This is a genomic window from Capnocytophaga sp. oral taxon 380 str. F0488 (genome assembly GCF_000318255.2).
Lineage (GTDB): Bacteria > Bacteroidota > Bacteroidia > Flavobacteriales > Flavobacteriaceae > Capnocytophaga > Capnocytophaga ochracea.
The window spans coordinates 12,875-30,212 of record NZ_KB291219.1; the positions used below are offsets into that span (position 1 = coordinate 12,875).

At 38.9% G+C, this 17,338-nt stretch carries 16 protein-coding genes and 1 tRNA gene; 7 read left to right on the top strand and 10 right to left on the bottom strand.

Features of this window, described 5'->3' with window-relative positions; genetic code table 11:
* Nucleotides 1–21: 21 nt before the first annotated feature.
* The 5 genes from HMPREF9078_RS08670 to HMPREF9078_RS08690 form a co-directional block, all read right to left on the bottom strand.
* Nucleotides 22–651, bottom strand: a complete 630-nt coding sequence (locus HMPREF9078_RS08670) for a DUF417 family protein (RefSeq protein WP_002671199.1) — start codon at nucleotides 649–651, stop codon at nucleotides 22–24.
* A gap of 83 nt (nucleotides 652–734) precedes the next feature.
* On the bottom strand, nucleotides 735–1,574 hold the full coding sequence (locus HMPREF9078_RS08675; RefSeq protein WP_009420330.1) for an AraC family transcriptional regulator: 840 nt from the start codon (nucleotides 1,572–1,574) through the stop codon (nucleotides 735–737).
* 6 nt (nucleotides 1,575–1,580) lie between these two features.
* Entirely contained in the window at nucleotides 1,581–2,744 is a 1,164-nt protein-coding gene (locus HMPREF9078_RS08680; RefSeq protein WP_009420331.1) for a porin, read from the bottom strand.
* A gap of 72 nt (nucleotides 2,745–2,816) precedes the next feature.
* On the bottom strand, nucleotides 2,817–3,875 hold the full coding sequence (gene ansB / locus HMPREF9078_RS08685) for an L-asparaginase 2 (RefSeq protein WP_009420332.1): 1,059 nt from the start codon (nucleotides 3,873–3,875) through the stop codon (nucleotides 2,817–2,819).
* A 56-nt stretch (nucleotides 3,876–3,931) separates the two neighbouring features.
* Nucleotides 3,932–5,257 carry an anaerobic C4-dicarboxylate transporter family protein gene (locus HMPREF9078_RS08690; protein ID WP_009420333.1) on the bottom strand — a complete coding sequence of 442 codons (1,326 nt, stop codon included), beginning with the start codon at nucleotides 5,255–5,257 and terminating at the stop codon, nucleotides 3,932–3,934.
* A 309-nt stretch (nucleotides 5,258–5,566) separates the two neighbouring features.
* Here HMPREF9078_RS08690 and tsaE point away from each other — a divergent pair, with 309 nt between their 5' ends.
* Entirely contained in the window at nucleotides 5,567–6,031 is a 465-nt protein-coding gene (tsaE, locus tag HMPREF9078_RS08695) for a tRNA (adenosine(37)-N6)-threonylcarbamoyltransferase complex ATPase subunit type 1 TsaE (RefSeq protein WP_009420334.1), read from the top strand.
* A 45-nt stretch (nucleotides 6,032–6,076) separates the two neighbouring features.
* Nucleotides 6,077–7,102, top strand: coding sequence for an o-succinylbenzoate synthase (locus tag HMPREF9078_RS08700; protein ID WP_009420335.1), 1,026 nt, complete (start codon nucleotides 6,077–6,079; stop codon nucleotides 7,100–7,102).
* Here the strand turns inward: HMPREF9078_RS08700 and mnmD are convergent.
* Complete coding sequence (gene mnmD, locus HMPREF9078_RS08705; RefSeq protein WP_009420336.1) at nucleotides 7,065–7,727, bottom strand: tRNA (5-methylaminomethyl-2-thiouridine)(34)-methyltransferase MnmD; 663 nt, start codon at nucleotides 7,725–7,727, stop codon at nucleotides 7,065–7,067. The genes HMPREF9078_RS08700 and mnmD overlap by 38 nt on opposite strands.
* Before the next feature lie 152 nt (nucleotides 7,728–7,879).
* On the opposite strand from mnmD, the gene HMPREF9078_RS08710 reads away from it, so the two are divergent.
* Together HMPREF9078_RS08710 and HMPREF9078_RS08715 are read left to right on the top strand one after the other, a co-directional pair.
* The gene (locus HMPREF9078_RS08710) at nucleotides 7,880–8,932 is read left to right on the top strand and encodes a branched-chain amino acid aminotransferase (RefSeq protein WP_009420337.1); all 1,053 of its coding nucleotides are present in this window, start codon (nucleotides 7,880–7,882) and stop codon (nucleotides 8,930–8,932) included.
* An 89-nt stretch (nucleotides 8,933–9,021) separates the two neighbouring features.
* Nucleotides 9,022–9,095 (top strand) — tRNA-Arg (locus HMPREF9078_RS08715).
* 191 nt (nucleotides 9,096–9,286) lie between these two features.
* On the opposite strand, the gene HMPREF9078_RS08720 is transcribed toward HMPREF9078_RS08715, so the two are convergent.
* From HMPREF9078_RS08720 to rsmH, 4 genes are all read right to left on the bottom strand, one after another.
* Nucleotides 9,287–10,747, bottom strand: a complete 1,461-nt coding sequence (locus HMPREF9078_RS08720; RefSeq protein ID WP_009420338.1) for a UDP-N-acetylmuramoyl-L-alanyl-D-glutamate--2,6-diaminopimelate ligase — start codon at nucleotides 10,745–10,747, stop codon at nucleotides 9,287–9,289.
* A 4-nt stretch (nucleotides 10,748–10,751) separates the two neighbouring features.
* Complete coding sequence (locus HMPREF9078_RS08725) at nucleotides 10,752–12,719, bottom strand: penicillin-binding protein (protein WP_009420339.1); 1,968 nt, start codon at nucleotides 12,717–12,719, stop codon at nucleotides 10,752–10,754.
* 88 nt (nucleotides 12,720–12,807) lie between these two features.
* Complete coding sequence (locus HMPREF9078_RS08730) at nucleotides 12,808–13,137, bottom strand: FtsL-like putative cell division protein (protein WP_002671172.1); 330 nt, start codon at nucleotides 13,135–13,137, stop codon at nucleotides 12,808–12,810.
* 10 nt (nucleotides 13,138–13,147) lie between these two features.
* Nucleotides 13,148–14,062 (bottom strand): 16S rRNA (cytosine(1402)-N(4))-methyltransferase RsmH, encoded by a 915-nt coding sequence (gene rsmH / locus HMPREF9078_RS08735; RefSeq protein WP_009410072.1) that lies wholly within the window; start codon nucleotides 14,060–14,062, stop codon nucleotides 13,148–13,150.
* 609 nt (nucleotides 14,063–14,671) lie between these two features.
* Between rsmH and HMPREF9078_RS08740 the strand changes: the two genes are divergently transcribed.
* Genes HMPREF9078_RS08740 through HMPREF9078_RS08750 form a run of 3 tightly spaced genes read left to right on the top strand, consistent with a single transcriptional unit; the run spans nucleotide 14,672 to nucleotide 17,174 of the window.
* Nucleotides 14,672–16,126: a hypothetical protein gene (locus HMPREF9078_RS08740; protein WP_009420340.1), complete on the top strand. Its 1,455-nt coding sequence runs from the start codon at nucleotides 14,672–14,674 to the stop codon at nucleotides 16,124–16,126.
* Between the two features lies 1 nt (nucleotide 16,127).
* Nucleotides 16,128–16,607, top strand: coding sequence for a hypothetical protein (locus tag HMPREF9078_RS08745; RefSeq protein WP_232305326.1), 480 nt, complete (start codon nucleotides 16,128–16,130; stop codon nucleotides 16,605–16,607).
* Between the two features lie 18 nt (nucleotides 16,608–16,625).
* The gene (locus HMPREF9078_RS08750) at nucleotides 16,626–17,174 is read left to right on the top strand and encodes a hypothetical protein (protein ID WP_009420342.1); all 549 of its coding nucleotides are present in this window, start codon (nucleotides 16,626–16,628) and stop codon (nucleotides 17,172–17,174) included.
* Nucleotides 17,175–17,338: the final 164 nt, after the last annotated feature.

A 17,338-nucleotide genomic window follows, 5' to 3' on the forward strand; every position in this document is an offset into this window, starting at 1 on the left:
AGAATTAATATTTCCTTAATTCTAATTCTTTTTTAGCAATCGGCGAGCAGCTTCTGAGGCTGCTATCAATCCACCTGCCGACATAATAATATCTTTCAATACTAAACGTCCCGCTCCCGATAGATAAGGGAATCCATAAGCAGGCGTAGGCATATCTCCACCTAAGTTAGGCACATACACCTCAGGAGTCGTGATGAGGAAAGAGAGGGTAACTATACTCATACCAAAAGTGAGTAAGCCTCCTATCACCCCTATTTTAGGCGACCAAATACCGAGTAAAGTAAGGAATCCTATCAAACAAATAAAAGCACCTAAACCATATGAGAACACATAAGTACCGTTCTCTTTATGCCATTCAATATTAGCTTTTACCATCTTCCCTTCAGGATTCTTGTGTAGCTTGTATTGAGCTACTTCTTTACCTTTGTTTGCTTCACCTGTCACGCCGTTCTCATCAATGGCAGTTTTGCCTGAATTGTTGTAGAAGAAACTCATAAACGGGCTATTCGTTACAAAGGGAACAATACCATCGGCTTCGTACTGGCACACTTTAAGTCCACCAATCCAAGCCATTACAATAAAGATAGCGACCCTGATAAAGTTTACAAAGCAACGTTCGCTATCGGCTAAAAATGATAATAATTTTTGCATAGTGATTTAATATTTAAAATTAACTTTTTATTTGCGGGGGCAAAGATACGGCATTATTTTGTATCTCGAATGGATAAAAAAGGTTATTTCATAGACTTTTCCGTTTTAGGCTGGGCAACGATAGAGATTCCCACCTTTTTTCGGAAGTGTTTGGGTGAGAGACCTACATTTTTCTTAAAAAACCTACTGAAATAAAACTCATCTTCAAAGTTGAGTTCAAAGGCTACTTCTTTAATGGATTTATAGGTGAGATGAAGCAGTTTTTTAGCTTCGAGCACTACACGTTCTTGTATGAGTTTATTGGGTGTTTTCCCTAAAAGTGCTTTTATTTTCTTGCTAAAACTATCGGGAGTAAGGCATAATGCTGATGCATAAAACGACACGTTGCGTTCTGTAATAAAATGGTCTTCTAAGAGTTTTTGAAAGTCGTTAGCCAAATGATGTTCAGTTTTAAGAGAGGTATGCTCTAACAATAAGCTTTTTTCTTTACTTGCTAAAGCCAAAATAAGTTGCAAGTATGATTTGAGTACTGGTTCTGAATAAAGGGAAGGCGTTTTGCTTTCGTCTTCTATACGTTCAAAAAGAGTTATTATTTCAGCAAAACGTTTATCAGTAACCTTGATATGAGGATGCAAGAAGATAGCGTTAAATAAGAGTCCGTTACAGGCTACTTCTTTTTTGTGGTACTCAATACAGTAGAAATCACCGTGGAATTCCAACAGTAGGCTATCATTGGCAGTGCCTTCTACCCATTGAAAATATTGATAAGGTGATAGAAAAAGTAGTGTATTACCTTCATAGGGATAGGGCACCGTATCTACGGCAATAGTTCCTTCTCCTCGAAATATAAATACACAATAATTCTCCACACGTACAGGTGTGGAGAATTGTTGTAATGTAATATGTTTAACAGCTATATTCACTGTTTACTAAAACGCCTTAATACGGTACATCAACCCAATACTTACGCGATTGGTATCAGTAGTTACATTCGTAAGCTTGTTTTCACGACTTCTTCCTATATAAGCCAAGAAGAACCGCAAGTCTTGCTTTTCAAAAGGTAAGTATTCAACCCCTGCAAAATAACCTATACCTGTCATTTTATTATCAGTAAGGTCATTTTTAGCAGTTTCGTATAAACCTTGTGCAAAGATATTGAGTTGAGGAATAGGTTGATATTCTGCTTTTAGTACAAAACTATTGTACTTAGCATCTTTTACAAGTACTGTGCTACTCATCGGAGTATATTTCAATCTATCCAATTGTTCATTAGCCATCATATAATCAAAGAAGACTTGGAACTTAGGTAAATTAAGCTTTGTACCCAACATCAACATCCAGTTGTTATAGCCGTCGGCTTCACTTTGCAAACCTCCTCCCCAACGAGTTTGGATAAGATTGTCAAACAAGTTACCATTCCAATTAAAAATATAAGTAAGAGGTGCTTTACTCGCATTGATAGTATTCGTAGCTGTTCCATAAAGTGCTTCAAAGCTATCATTGCGTACATCAGTAATCTGCAAATTGAACTCGTGGTTTTTATTAGGTGCATAGGTTATCATTGCTCCTAACATAAAGTTATCCATATTCTCAATGAAATCACAGTATTCATAGATATTCATTGGGTTTAGGTCAAACTCAAAACCTCCCCACGCTTGGCACATTTTACCTGCAGTAAGTGTCCATTTATCGTCTAAACGGAAACCTGCATAGAGCATATCGGTAGCTTTGGCGAGATTATCCAAAGAAGTCGCTGCATTTGATTTGTTCAAACGATGACGGAAGCGATAGAAAATACGGTCGGTAATATCACCTCGAACCTCCAATCGCAATTGGGGCGCTTTGAATTGAGCAGTCATATCTTGGTCTTTTACTTTTTCAAGATCAAAGCTCGATTGAAAGTTGAAGTACATATTAAACTTCTTATGAATAGGGTTTTCTTCTCCATCTTGTGACATAGGTAGAGGCGCAGGAGCAGTAGCTTTTAACTGGTCGATTTCTGCCCTCAATTGGTTGATTTGGTCTTGCAAATCTTGTTGCGCTGAGGCGATACCTCCTATGAGGAGGCTCACTGCTAATAATATCTTTTTCATACGTATTCTTTTTTAGGAAATAGAAGTTAGGAATTAGGAAATAGCTAATTCCTATTACCTAATTCCTGATTTCTAATATTCATTAAAGTATTTTTGGATTTGTTTCCAGTCTTTGGTTTTAGTGAGTGCTAACATCAATAGAACACGAGCTTTTTGTGGGTTGAGTGCTTGTGCAGCTACAAATTGATATTTAGCATCATCTACTTCGGCATCGAGAGTTGTTGCTCCTGTAGGTACGCGTGAAGAACGCACAAACTGAATGCCTTGCTCTCTAGCTTTTACTGCCAAATCGAAGATAGTGTGATAGAGGTTACCATTACCTACTCCTGCGTGTACAATACCATCAAATTTAGCGTCCATAAAGGCTTTCATTGGCAATTCGGATACGTTAGAATAACTGTATACGATACCTACTTTAGGCAATTGTTTCAAATTATCAACATTAAACACTGATTGATAAGTGTGTTTGTTTTCAGGAGTGCGATTAAAGAATACCTTACCGTTGTGAATATATGCCAATTTGCCATAGTTAGCTCCTTGGAAAGTTTCGACGGCTACAGTATTGGTTTTAATCACATCTTTGGCATCAAGTACGATGTCGTTCATACACACCATTACTCCACGCCCCATAGCATTTTTATCGGCAGCTGTTACTACTGCGTTATAAAGGTTTAGAGGACCATCGGCACTCATACCGGTAGCAGGGCGCATTGCTCCTACCATTACCACAGGTTTTTTGCTGTGTACAGTAAGGTTGAGGAAGTAGGCGGTTTCTTCCATTGTATCGGTACCGTGAGTGATTACCACACCATCATATCCTTCTTTATTTAAGAGCTGGTTGATGCGTTTGGCAAGAGTGAGCCATACCTCATCGTTCATATCTTGTGAACCGATTTTCACAATCTGTTCACCACTTATATTGGCTATATTCTTCACTTCGGGCACTGCTTCCAAGAGTTGATAAATACCGAGCTCACCAGCTTTATAGTTGGTTTCAGTATTTGATTTACTTACTCCTGCGATAGTACCACCGGTAGCTAAAATACGAATCTTTGGCTTTTGTTGCGCAAAGACTGCCACAGTCATCATTAAGAGCAATGAGAGGGCAATTTTTTTCATCAATGTCATCATATATAATTTTAGTTATTAGTTTTGAATGGAAAGTTAAGAATTAAAAATTAGATTTTTCACATAAACATAATTATTAGGTAACCTACCGCAATGGCTACAATAGTAGCTACAAAACCAGGAATTTGGAACGAGTGGTTCAGCACGTACTTGCCTATGCGAGTGGTGCCAGTTCTATCGAAATTGATAGCAGCTACTATGGTAGGATAATTAGGAATAAAGAAATAGCCATTCACCGCAGGGAACATTGCTATCATTGCCATTGGGTGAATGCCTAAGGCAATCCCTAACGGATAAAGAGTTCGTACCGTAGCGGCTTGACTAAATAAAAGAACAGACATTACAAAAAGGGCTACTGCAAAAAGGAAAGGATATTGAGTAACTATTTGTTCGATGTGCATTTTGAAGAACTCAATATTGCCATTGAAAAAGGTATCGCCCATCCAAGCAATCCCAAAAATAGCTATCACAGCTTGCATACCTGCAATAAATACCGAACCTTTTACTGCTTTGTTGATGTCTACTCGAGCAAAGATAATCATCAAGCCAGCGATAGACATCATTATAATTTCGATGAGTTGGGTCATTCCCATCTGTACTTTCTCACCTCCTACTTCAAAAGATGGACGCAAGGTATCAATAGAACCAAAAAGTACGATAGAGAGGACTCCTATAAGGAATATAATCACTGACGTTTTGGCTCTTTGCAGGTCTTTACCGGTCATTTGCGAAGCGGTATGACTTTCTTTTTCTAAAAGACCTTCACGTAAACGGCGTTGGTATTCAGGGTCTTTTTCGAGAGGAACGCCCATAAAACTCACGGCTATGGCGCCTACAATCACCCCGATAATCGTAGCGGGGATACATACCATCAGGATATTACCTAACGTAATACCTTTACTACCTAAGAGCTCAGCTGAAAGTAAAGCGGCTGTAGCTGCCGAAATAGGGCTGGCTGTAATAGCCTGTTGCGAAGCTATTACGGATATAGAAAGGGGACGCTCAGGGCGTACCTTGCTATCGGTAGCAATTTCGGAGATGATAGGCAAAAGCGAATAGGCAATGTGGCCTGTACCTGAAAACAAAGTAAAAAAGTAGCAGACTACGGGTGCCAAGAAGGTAATCATAGCGGGATTTTTGCGCAGAATTTTCTCGGCTACCTTCACCAAATAATCTAAACCTCCCGCTGCTTGCAAGGTAGCAGCCGCTGTAATAACTGCTACAATGATAAGCATTACATCGATAGGCGGATTACCAGGTTTGAGTCCGAAACAAAAAACCAGAATTCCTAAACCTATCATACCGAAGATACCGAGCCCAATACCTCCTACTCTGGCTCCTACAAAGATAGCGAGAAGCACGATTAATAATTCTATATATATCATATTCAATGAATAATCGACAATAACAATTAGCAAATACTAATTTCGGGTCAAAGATACGAAAGTTTTTGAAAACAAAAAAGAAAAAAAGAATATTTTTTAAAATAAAAAGAACTTCTAAATTTAGGAGATAACTTATACTTAGCTTATAGGAAGCTTATAGGAAGCTTGAACGAATCTTGGAAGATTGGTATAGAAAGGGTATAACACCTGATATACAATAGTTAAAAATAATATAATTTCTATAATTTAATTAATTTCCATTTTTTGATTTTTTAAGATTTCTGTATATAACATTAAAAATTCTTTTCAATGTCGAACGGAGGTCATTCGCAATTATTTGCTACCTTTGCCCTCAAAAATAACGTTATGGAATTTACCTACACTTTAGCGGATATCGATACTATTGCGAAAAAACTTCTTCCTCACTTACACTGCAAAGTGGTGATTTTTAGAGGAGGAATGGGATTTGGCAAAACAACACTCATCAAAGCCTTGGTGCGTGCCTTAGGTAGTACCGACAATGTGAGCAGCCCTACTTTTAGCCTTGTGAACCCTTATGAAGGTGCTGATAGTCGTATTTACCATTTTGATTTTTACCGTATCAAAAATGAGGAAGAAGCTTTTGATATTGGTTTTGAAGAATACCTCTATTCGGGCGATTGGTGTTTTATTGAATGGGCGGAAAAGGTTGAAAAATACTTGCCTGATACTTATACGACAGTCGAATTGATACAAATAGATAAAAACCATAGAAAATTAGTAGTTAGCAATTAGAAAATTAGCAAATTGTTCGTGCGGCTCGCACCAAATCGACAAATTATGATTAAACACATTCTCAATTTTAAACAACCTTCGGGGACATCACGAGGAGTACTTACCTCCAAAGAAACCTTCTTTTTGGTAATAGAACAAGAGGACAAAAAAGGCATAGGAGAATGCAACCTCTTTCGTGGACTTAGTGCCGATGATGTACCTAATTATGAAGCAAAACTGCAATGGGTAGAACAACACTTACACTTGGGAGAAAAGGCTTTATTAGAAGAGCTCAAGACTTTTCCGTCTATACAATTTGGGGTGGAACAAGCATTTAGGTCGGTAGTAGCTCCACAGTGGTACGAGCTCTTTCCTTCAAATTTTACGAAGGGCAAAGACGCTATACCTATCAATGGACTTATTTGGATGGGTTCTCCCGACTTTATGAAAGCGCAGATAAAAGAGAAACTCGCTCAGGGTTTTCGCTGTATCAAAATGAAGATAGGAGCGATCGACTTTGAAGAAGAATACCGTATCTTGAAAGCCTTGCGCAATGAGTTTTCGGCAAGCGATATAGAAATACGGGTAGATGCTAATGGTGCGTTTCAAGCAACTGAAGCACTGAGGTATTTAGAACGCTTGGCTACTTTGCAATTACACTCTATTGAGCAACCTATACGCGCAGGACAGTGGGAAGCGATGGCTGAACTGTGTGAGCAAACACCTCTGCCTATCGCCCTTGATGAGGAGCTGATAGGGATATTTACTTCTGAAGAAAAACAACGACTTCTGAGAGAGATACAACCGCAGTATATCATTTTAAAACCTTCGCTCATAGGAGGCTATAGAGGTTCTGAAGAATGGATAACTCTTGCTGAAGCATTGGATATAGGTTGGTGGGTAACATCGGCTTTGGAGAGCAATATAGGACTCAATGCTATTGCACAATGGACGTACACACTTCACAACCCAATGCCCCAAGGGTTAGGTACTGGAGCGCTGTATACAAACAATATACCTTTTTCTTTGTATGTAGAAAACGAACATCTAGGCTTTAATCCTTGTGAGCGCGTAACATTTCCCTTTTCATAGGCGGACCAGGCAATCGTTCCACTGTAAAGCCACAAGCCTGCATTGCACGACGCACAGAGCCTTTGGCAGCATAAGTTACTAAATAGCCTCCTTGTTTGAGAGCAGTGTACATTCGTTGGAAAATAGCTTCTTGCCACAATTCGGGTTGTACTTGCGCCCCAAAAGCATCGAAATAAATAAGGTCGAAAGTATCGGTATCGTTGATAGTTTCAAAACGTTGTAATCGCTTTTTGAAACTAAAAGAGGGTAATAGGGTAATGAGTTTGTTCCACTCACAACGGTGCATCTGCTCAAAAACGGGCACGAGTGCTGGAGCGTTGAGCATCTGTGGAAAGTTCATTTGCGAGGCTTCGTCCCACGAAAGCGGATAGGCTTCTACCGTTTCGTAACGAATATTCAGTTGCAAAGATTCGTGTTCCTTGTAAGTAGCCAAAGCGTTAAGCCCCGTGCCAAAGCCAATTTCTAAGATAGAGATGCTTTGATGGTCAAACAGTTGCAATCCGTTTTTGATAAACACGTGTTGGGTTTCTTGAAGCGCACCGTGTACCGAGTGATAGGTCTCGTCCAACTGTGGAATATAAAGGCTAGTAGAGCCATCAGAGGTTCTTATAAGTTTGTGAGTCATTGTTCAGGTAAAAGATAAAAGGTGACAAGTAATCGTTTAATAGTTAGTGTGTTGAAAAATATAGGTAAAGATTTTTGTATTTTACGCGACAAAGTTAAAAAATATTTTGTACCTTTGACAAAAATTTAGACAGAATCAAAAACTAAAACAATATGAATTTAAAGATTGAAAAAGTAAAAGAAAGTCGTATTAACCAAATAGACTTTTCAAAACTGAGTTTTGGTAAAACTTTTGCCGACCATATGTTCATCTGTGAATATAAAGACGGTCAGTGGCAAAACCCAACCATCAAACCTTATGCTCCTATTACCCTTGAGCCTTCGGCAAGCGTATTCCACTACGGGCAAGCTGTTTTTGAGGGAATGAAAGCTTATAAGGACGACAACGGACACGTTTTTCTATTCCGTCCGCAAGAAAACTACAAACGTATCAATAAATCCTGCACACGATTAGCAATGCCTGAGTTCCCCGAAGAATGGTTTGATAAGGCACTCCGCACTCTTGTAGATATTGATAGTGAGTGGATAAAACCTGGATTTGGCAATGCCCTCTATTTGCGCCCATTTATGATTGCTACTACTGCTGGCGTGCAAGCGGCTCCTGCTAAAAACTACCTCTTTATGATCATTACTGCCCCTGTACAAGCTTACTACAAAGGCGATGTAAAAGTAAAAATAGCAGACTATTATAGCCGTGCTGCTAATGGTGGTTTTGGTTTTGCTAAAGCTGCAGGTAACTACGCAGGTCAGTTTTTCCCTACTCAGGAAGCTGCCAATGAAGGTTACCAACAAGTGATGTGGACAGATGATGCTACTCACCAATTCTTAGAAGAAGCAGGCACAATGAACCTATGGTTCCGTTTTGGTAACACCCTTGTTACTTGCCCTACTAGTGAGCGTATTCTCGATGGAGTAACTCGTAAAAGTATCATTGCAGTAGCCGAAAGATTAGGTATCAAAACCGAAGTACGCCCAGTGAAAGTAACCGAACTTATCGAAGCAGCTGAAAAAGGTGAATTGAAAGAAGCATTTGGTTGTGGAACGGCTGCGGTGATTAGCCCTATATCTGGATTTGGCTATAAAGGCAAGGATTACAGCGTAAATCGCCCTGCAGAATTGTACACCGATAAAATTAAACAAGCGATACTTAACATTCAGTATAACAAGGCTGAAGATCCCTTCGGCTGGAGAGTGCAAGTAAAGTAAGAAGAAAATAATTTGTGAAAAAGTTGTGAAAAAGTTTGCAGGTTTCAAAAAAGGTCGTACCTTTGCACCCGTAAAACAAGAACAACAATGGCCTCGTGGCGCAACTGAATAGCGCATCTGATTACGGCTCAGAAGGTTACAGGTTTGAATCCTGTCGAGGTCACGATAAAAGCTCCAACTTTGTTGGAGCTTTTTTTATCTTAATGAACGTCGTATAAGAAAAATAAATTTATACAATTTAAATCTTAAAACAAAGTAGTGGCATAATAGACTTTTCCAAGAGCTTTAAGTTCTTGGAAAAGTTTATTTTATAATGATGTAAATACTTAAAAACTCCTCTCTTAAAACCTAATCTTATTTCTTATAGAGCTCCAAGTATTCCCGTACGATTTCAAAGTCGTCGAAATGGTGTCTAACGCCTTTAATTTCTTGGTAAGTTTCGTGTCCCTTACCGGCGATGAGAATGATGTCTCCCTTTTTGGCATTCTTGCAAACGGATTGTATTGCCTGACGACGGTCGGTGATGGTTTGTACTTTGTGAAAGTATTGTGGCTGTACCCCTTGTTGCATTTCGGTGAGAATAGTCTCAGGTTCTTCGTTTCGAGGATTGTCGGAAGTGAGGATTACATTATCGCTGAGGGTTGTAGCTATATCAGCCATTATAGGACGTTTACCTTTGTCGCGATTACCTCCACAGCCCACTACGGTAGTGAGGGTCTCGTTGTGAGTGCGTATATCGTTGATGGTTTTTAGAACGTTTTCAAGGGCATCGGGGGTATGAGCATAATCCACTATGGTAATCACTCCCGTAGCCGATACTGCATACTGAAAACGTCCTGCCACAGGTTCTATGGCACTGATAAGAGTAAGCATTTCGAGTTCGTTAATACCCAATAGAGTAGCTGTAGCATATACCGCCAAAAGGTTATAGGCATTAAACTCACCTATGAGTTTTGTCCATACCTCGTGCTGATTGATACGCAACAGCAAGCCGTCAAATCTGCTCTCGATGATATATGCCTTATAATCTGCGTGAGTTTTAAGCGCGTATGTTTTCTTTTGGGCTTTGGTATTTTGTAGCATAAAAGCCCCATTCTTATCATCGTTGTTTACTAAGGCAAAAGCGGTAGCAGGCAACGCATCAAAGAAACGCTTTTTCACATCGCGATAGGCAGCGAAGGTTTTGTGATAGTCAAGGTGATCGCGGGTGAGGTTAGTGAAAATTCCTCCTGCAAACTGTAGTCCTTCGGTACGATGCTGGTCGATACCGTGAGAGCTCACTTCCATAAAGCAGTATTTCACCCCTTGTTGTATCATTAAGTGCAGATAATGATTCAGTTGAAGAGGGTCGGGGGTGGTGTGAGTAGCTTCAAAACGCTGGTCGTCTACGTATACTGCCACTGTAGAGAGCAAACCTGCTTTTTGTCCTACTTTTCTAAACAATTGGTAGAGAAGCGTTGCAATAGTAGTCTTTCCGTTAGTACCTGTTACGCCTACTAAGGTAAGTTTTTCGGAAGGATTGCCATAGAAGTTAGCTGCAATCAAGGCTAAAGCACTATGACTATTGGGAACTACTATATAACTTACACCAGGCAAGGACTGTTGAGGTAATTGCTCACATACGATGGCGTTAGCACCACTGCGTATAGCTTGGTCTATGTATTCGTGTCCGTTAGACTGAGTGCCAGTGATGGCAACAAACATACTTCCTTTTTCCGCCTTTCGAGAGTCAAAACAAACAGAGGTGATATCTTTATCTTCCACATAAAGGGAAGTTTTTATAGTGATGTTTTTAAGTAATGTTTTTAAGTTCATAATGTTAATTCTCTAATTTGCCACATTGTAACACTACTACTATATTGCGGGGCACTTTAGTACCTTTGGCAATTGATTGTGCGCTTACTTTACCTTCACCTGAGAATTTCACTCGTAAGCCCATATTCTCCAAGAGAGCAACAGCGTCCATTACGTTCATACCACTAAGGTCGGGCATTATGGTTTTGTACTTAGCAGCTTTGGTGTAGTAATCTTCGTAGTTTGTAGTAGTACTGGCTGATATTTTATCTACGTTTTCTACCGTATCCATCAACAGCGAATTGGTATAGATTTTATGAGCAATACTCTTAAATACAGGACCTGATACATCGGCACCATAGAAACCTACACTCTTATCGGGTTCGTGAATTACCACTATACAAGAGTATTTCGGGTTATCGACAGGAAAGAAGCCTGCAAATGAGGATATATAGCTAAGCTTACTCTTATCGGCGCTGGCATAGTTCTTACGGGCTGTACCTGTTTTACCTGCCATTGAGAAATCGGGAGAATGGAGGCGATGTCCTGAACCGTAGGAACGTTCTACTACATTAGCCAATAGTCCCTTGGCACGGTCAGCAGTTTGTTTAGAACATATTTTACCATTGACAATTTCTACATTGAACTTCTCTACTGTTTTATTCCATTCCTTTACTTCTTTTATCATTCGAGGTTTGACCATTACTCCTCCGTTGGCAATTGCATTATAAAAAGCTAAGCTTTGCAAAGGAGTAATCTTTACGGAGTAACCTATTGCCATTGACTCAAGCGTTACCCCACTCCATATTTTGTCGCGAGGTGTAGGAATATAGGGAATCCCTTCACCTAGAATAGGTAAGCCTAAGGGTTGATTTAGGTTCATTTGAATGAGCTTGGTAGTAAAATCAGAAGGAGACTTTGAAAAGAGACTATGCACGAGTTCAGTCATTCCGACATTAGAAGAGACCGAAAAAGCTTTGTTCAGACTTATATTTCCTGTAAACCTATGTTGAGAGTCTTGAAAAGTCTTATCGTAATACTGTTGCTTTCCTTCCTTGATATCTACCACATAAGTCGTATCGATATTGCGGGCTTCCATAGCGGCTACTACCGTCATTAGTTTGAAGACTGAACCAGGTTCGTGTGCTTCACCAATAGCAAAGTTATAACGCTCAGAATATGTATCGTTTCTAGTATTCAGCTCTAAGTTAGAAATAGCTTTTATCTCACCTGTATTCACCTCCATTACTATCACACAACCGTGCTGAGCCTTGTATTTTTTAAGTTGTGTAAGCAAAGCGTGGTGAGCGATATCTTGGATATTGATATTGATGGTAGACACTACATCGTAGCCGTCCTTAGGTTCAATGATATTAAAACCACTGGCAAGTTTCCACTGTCCTTGTGCTATTTTTTGTTCTACGCGTCGACCTTTGGTTCCTAACAAATAGCTGGCATAAGCACCTTCCAAACCTACACGGGTAGTATAGCCTGTTTCATCAGTACGGGCATAGCCGATACTGCGGTGTGCAATACCTCCTAATGGATATTCGCGTTTTATATTGCGCTCGACGATAATACCGCCTTTATAAGGACCTTTATTGAAGAGGGGGAATTTCTTGATTCGGGAGTACTCGCTATAACCCAGATTAGTGGCTACGAGCATATAGCGATTCTTTAAGCTACGTTCTTTTTTAAAGAGATTTAAGTAATAGCTATTGGGTTTTCCAAACATACGCGAAAGCGAATCGCTGAGGGGTTTTACATACCTATTGAAATTAGCTCTGGAAGGCGCAATACCGTCCCAACGGATATCATACCGAGTTACCGAAGTGGCAAGCAAGCTACCATCATCAGAATACAAATTACCTTGACTGGGGATAATATCAGCTTCTCGCAAGGTAGTTTCGTCTACTTTGGCGCGATACTCATCACCGTCAATTTGTATTTTTATGAGCTTTACCGCAATGACACCTATCATCAGTAGCATCATAATGGCTACCAAATAAGTGCGCGATGTTATCTTTTTATCGTTTTTTTCCAATGCTTCTTTCTACTTGTATTATCTATTATCTCAAAGATTACTCTTCTACAATTGCCTTTATCTTTTGTGGTGGTTTTTCGGGTTGTTTGAGTCCTTTACTTTCTAATTGTTCTAAAAGTGAAGACTCCAAACGCACTTTCTGCAAACGCGAACGCACATCGACGAATTCACTCTTGAGCTCATTTACTTCGTCGTTGAGCTTAGCTATTTGGTGCACTTTGCGGTCTACCATATGCGAGCTGGCTATCATTATAACTCCCAAAGCAAAAAGGAAGCTTATGAAGAACCAATTTCGGGTAGCTTCTTTACCTTCTACCAAAAATTTTCCTCGCAATATATTCTTTATTTCATCAGTGGCTTTTCCCATTTTTTTTCAGTTATGAGTTTAAACGTTCGGCGATACGGAGTTTGGCACTACGGGCACGGCTGTTTTGTGCTATTTCAGTATCATCAGGAGTGATGAGACCGCCTACTTTTTTAAAGGGTACTGACACATTGCCATACCAATCTTTCTCAGGAGCTCCTTCTAACTGTCCATCTCGAATGAAGCGTTTTACACAGCGGTCTTCGAGTGAATGATAGCTGATAAGGCTGATACGCCCTTGGGGCTTGACTACGGCAGGGAGTTGTAGCAAAAATGATTCCAAAGCTTCTATTTCGGCATTTACCTCTATACGAATGGCTTGATAGATTTGTGCTAACACTTTGTTCTCTTTAAATTTAGGCAAGAGAGCTTTTACTGCCTCTTGTAGTTCACTGCCTAAGCGTATTGGCTTCTGCTCTCGGTAACTGATTATGGCACGGGCTATCGCTTTGGCATTTTTCAGTTCGCCATATTGAAAAAAGATATGAGTGAGTTCTATCTCGCCATACTCATTGACGACTTCTTGAGCTGAAAGAGGAGCTTGCTGGTTCATACGCATATCGAGTGTACCTTCAAAACGAGTAGAGAAACCACGCTGAGCTACATCGAACTGGTGAGAGGAAACCCCAAAATCACCCAAAACCCCATCTACTTGTGTTACTCCATAAAAGCGCAAATACTGACGCAGATACTTAAAGTTTTGCTGAATAAGAGTAAAACGTTCATCATCGATGGTATTATTAAGGGCGTCGGCATCTTGGTCGAACGCATAGAGGCGTCCGTTTTTACCGAGGTGCTTTAAGATTTCGCGCGAATGCCCTCCACCACCAAAGGTAACGTCGACATAAGTGCCATTATCTTTGATATTCAGTCCCTCAATGCTTTGCGTTAAGAGTACAGGAGTATGATAGGGGGTGTTATTGTTCATTTACTTGCTACGTGATATAATAGAGTGCAAAGGTACAAATTTAATACTCAACCACCAAATTTAAATTAATGAGAAAATGGGAGAATGAGAGAATGAGAAAATGAGAGAATGAGAAAATGAGAAAATGACAAAAGCCCCCGAACCCCCGAAGGGGGACAAGCTCTAAAAAAAGACAACACATATCAGTTTGACAATCAAGGTTTATTTGAAGCTAAAGGAATGCGAGTCGCACGGGCAGAGGAAATGGGAGAATTAGAAAATGAGGAAATGGGAGAATGAGAGAATGAGAGAATGTGAGAATGAGAAAATGTGAGTTTATTTGAAATTCTTGGAGAGAGATATAAGTTAAATATACAGATTGTAGAGTATTAAAATGTGTTAAATATTATAGTTTGTGTTATTGAAAAAAATACAATGATTTGACTTAAACTTTGTGTTTTCAGCAATGTTTGGACAAAATGATTAAGAAAAAAATGTTAAAATGAAGGATTTACCCTATTTTTCAGCAAAGTTTGAAGGAGAAACGAAATGTTAAAATTTACTTTTGCCTATTGACTTTTAAAGAAATACATTATACTTTTGGGGCAAAATTAATAAAATAAACAAATAATGAGGAAAAGAACTTTCAAATTTGGAATGTTGGCATTGGTAGCCCTTGCGCTTACTTATTGCCAACGTGAAGATGCCCCTGAGGCACCACAACAAGACCCTGTTCCTGCCGTAGTAGACCCACAAGCGGTAGTGAGCTTAAACGAAGCCAAGAGCCTTTTTGAGGCTTCGGAAAACCAGAAACGCACTGCCAACAGTGTAAGCCGTAGGAAGTACCCGTTTATTGAATTAGAAACCGATTGGCGGTATTTTGAGCAAACACAAACACTCGTTGGTGATGCTTATTCTAAAATACCGGTAACCATTGTAGGTAGTGACTTAAGTGCCGAAATGCTCTTCTTAAAAGAAGACGGTGTTACTGAACCATACCTTTTTATTACAGAGCCAGACAGCCTTACTAACGACAACCGCATTGTAAATGCCGACTTCTATTTGTTTACCCTCAAAGGAGAGTTTATCTCAGCCTACCGAATGACCGATGGGGTGATTAGCCACCAGTTGGTACCCAAAGTTAAGGCAAATTATAGGCTTGTAGTAGATGCTGAGGCAGCGCAAGCAGGAAGAAAAAAAAGAGATTTTGACATTAGTATACTGAGCGTTTATTATGATTGTTGTACAGAAATAAGCCGCGATTCTGGAGGAGATTGTGATTGTAACGGAGGTGAACCAGAAGAGAATCCTTTTCAATTAGAAGAAGTAACGGTTTATGGAAAGCGTAAAAAGCGTATTAATAATTCTTACACTCCGTATCCGTCTTACACCCCTTATAAACCTAATAATAATGGGTTTCCTATAAAAGAAGGTGGAAGAGGAAGCAGTAATGTTGGCGCTGGTTTAGCGATAGATGGTGATAATACAGCAGAAGAGGAAAAAGAAGAAGCTCCAGTTATTTATAGACCCGACCACCCTATATCTAATAATAAATGCTTCTTTAGCACAGTAGACCTCAATAAAGGTGCTACATTAACCATTTATGTAGATGAGCCCAACCCCGGAACTGGAAATGTTAAAAAAGGACTGAATGTAGGACATACTTTTATAGGAATCACACAAGGACAAAACCAATATACCTATGGATTTTACCCTAATGTACCAGGTATCAGAACAATAGGTAATGGTAATTTCCCTTCTGTTTTAGGAAAAGATGATGGGCACACTTTTTCTGTTTCTTTTTCGGCTGAAATTTCTCCAGAACAGCTACAAAAGATTATAGAATTATCACAAAAATCTTATGGTCGTCAATACAATTTAAGCTATAGTAATTGTACTGATTTTGCCATATCTGTAGCAAATTTAGCAAATATCACTTTGCCCTATTGTAAAGGAACTTGGATAGGAGGAGGGGGTTCTGCTCCTGGCGTATTAGGAAAAGCGTTAAGAGATAGTTCGACATTTAAAAATAAAGTAAATACAAATGGAGGAACAGCTCCCCCAAGTAAAGGAAATGGTTGCTAATATGAAACAGTTATTATATTTAATTTTAATACTCCCTTTACTAGCGATGACACCCCCTAATAAAGAGGCAAAACAACGAAAAGTAGTAGAGGAATACGTCCATACGCTCCTCAATACTGATGAGGAGATCTTAAATATTTATGAAAACGAGGATATACAACAGATTTTCCCATCGTTTAAACTCACAAGAACCTATACAAAAAAAGAAATTGATGAAATAAAAGAATCTCTTTTGTATATAAAGCAAATCTTACAAGGACATAGATATAAGATACTAAACTTTAAAGAAGCTGATAAAAAACTTAAAACAGAAGGTGGTGCTGTAGCTTCTGATAGGGGAGATGTATATTATATTTATGATAAAGATCTAAAAGGTGTTTTCTTTCAGGCTGCTGTGGTAGTAGATGATGATAACAAGATTATCAGTATCGCTATAGGAATGTGTTTTAATCCTAAAAGATTGTGCTTCTTGTATCTTTAACAGTTAAAAAATAAGGCAATGGTTTTATTATCATTGTCTTATTTTGTAGAAATATATTATCAGAAAGACTTAAAAACTAACCTTATGAAACACTTGTTTTTAATCCTATTACTCCCTTTATTAGCGATGACCCCTCCTAATAAAGAGGCAAAACAACGAAAAGTTGTAGAGGAATATGTACATACACTTCTCAATACAGACGATGAAGTGTTACAAAAGATTTCTAATAATGAAGATATACAAAATATCTCACCGTTGTTAAAACTCACAAGAACTTTTACAAAAGAAGAAATTGATGATATAAAAGGGTTTCTGTTGTTTGTAAAACAAACCTTGAAGGGGCATAAATATAAGATAGTAAACTTTAAGGAAGGTGCTAAAAAATTAAAGAAAGATAAAATAACTCCTCCTGAGTCTGATAGGGGAGATATATTTTATATTTATGATATAGATCAAAAAGGCGTCTTTTTTCAGGCTTCTATAATAGTAGATGATGATTATAAGATTATTAGTATTGCTCTCGGAATGTGTGACCTCCCACAAAGGCTATGCTTTCTGTATCTTTAACAGTTAAAAAATAAGGCAATGGTAATAAAACCATTGTCTTATTTTTTTCAATAGAGTAGGGATTGTAAAGGTGTGTTTTCGGAGAATCTCGGAGGGAATCGGAAAGTATCGAAGATAGAGTTATGGTATAGTTAGCTTATAGAAAGCTTATAGGAAGCTTATAC

Excerpts from the sequence above, each read along its gene's own strand:
- HMPREF9078_RS08670 (WP_002671199.1), bottom strand. The coding sequence starts at position 651 with ATGCAAAAATTATTATCATTTTTAGCCGATAGCGAACGTTGCTTTGTA.
- HMPREF9078_RS08680 (WP_009420331.1), bottom strand. The coding sequence starts at position 2,744 with ATGAAAAAGATATTATTAGCAGTGAGCCTCCTCATAGGAGGTATCGCC.
- ansB (WP_009420332.1), bottom strand. The coding sequence starts at position 3,875 with ATGATGACATTGATGAAAAAAATTGCCCTCTCATTGCTCTTAATGATG.
- HMPREF9078_RS08690 (WP_009420333.1), bottom strand. The coding sequence starts at position 5,257 with ATGATATATATAGAATTATTAATCGTGCTTCTCGCTATCTTTGTAGGA.
- tsaE (WP_009420334.1), top strand. The coding sequence starts at position 5,567 with ATGTCGAACGGAGGTCATTCGCAATTATTTGCTACCTTTGCCCTCAAA.
- HMPREF9078_RS08700 (WP_009420335.1), top strand. The coding sequence starts at position 6,077 with ATGATTAAACACATTCTCAATTTTAAACAACCTTCGGGGACATCACGA.
- mnmD (WP_009420336.1), bottom strand. The coding sequence starts at position 7,727 with ATGACTCACAAACTTATAAGAACCTCTGATGGCTCTACTAGCCTTTAT.
- HMPREF9078_RS08710 (WP_009420337.1), top strand. The coding sequence starts at position 7,880 with ATGAATTTAAAGATTGAAAAAGTAAAAGAAAGTCGTATTAACCAAATA.
- HMPREF9078_RS08720 (WP_009420338.1), bottom strand. The coding sequence starts at position 10,747 with ATGAACTTAAAAACATTACTTAAAAACATCACTATAAAAACTTCCCTT.
- HMPREF9078_RS08725 (WP_009420339.1), bottom strand. The coding sequence starts at position 12,719 with ATGATGCTACTGATGATAGGTGTCATTGCGGTAAAGCTCATAAAAATA.
- HMPREF9078_RS08730 (WP_002671172.1), bottom strand. The coding sequence starts at position 13,137 with ATGGGAAAAGCCACTGATGAAATAAAGAATATATTGCGAGGAAAATTT.
- rsmH (WP_009410072.1), bottom strand. The coding sequence starts at position 14,062 with ATGAACAATAACACCCCCTATCATACTCCTGTACTCTTAACGCAAAGC.
- HMPREF9078_RS08740 (WP_009420340.1), top strand. The coding sequence starts at position 14,672 with ATGAGGAAAAGAACTTTCAAATTTGGAATGTTGGCATTGGTAGCCCTT.
- HMPREF9078_RS08745 (WP_232305326.1), top strand. The coding sequence starts at position 16,128 with ATGAAACAGTTATTATATTTAATTTTAATACTCCCTTTACTAGCGATG.
- HMPREF9078_RS08750 (WP_009420342.1), top strand. The coding sequence starts at position 16,626 with ATGGTTTTATTATCATTGTCTTATTTTGTAGAAATATATTATCAGAAA.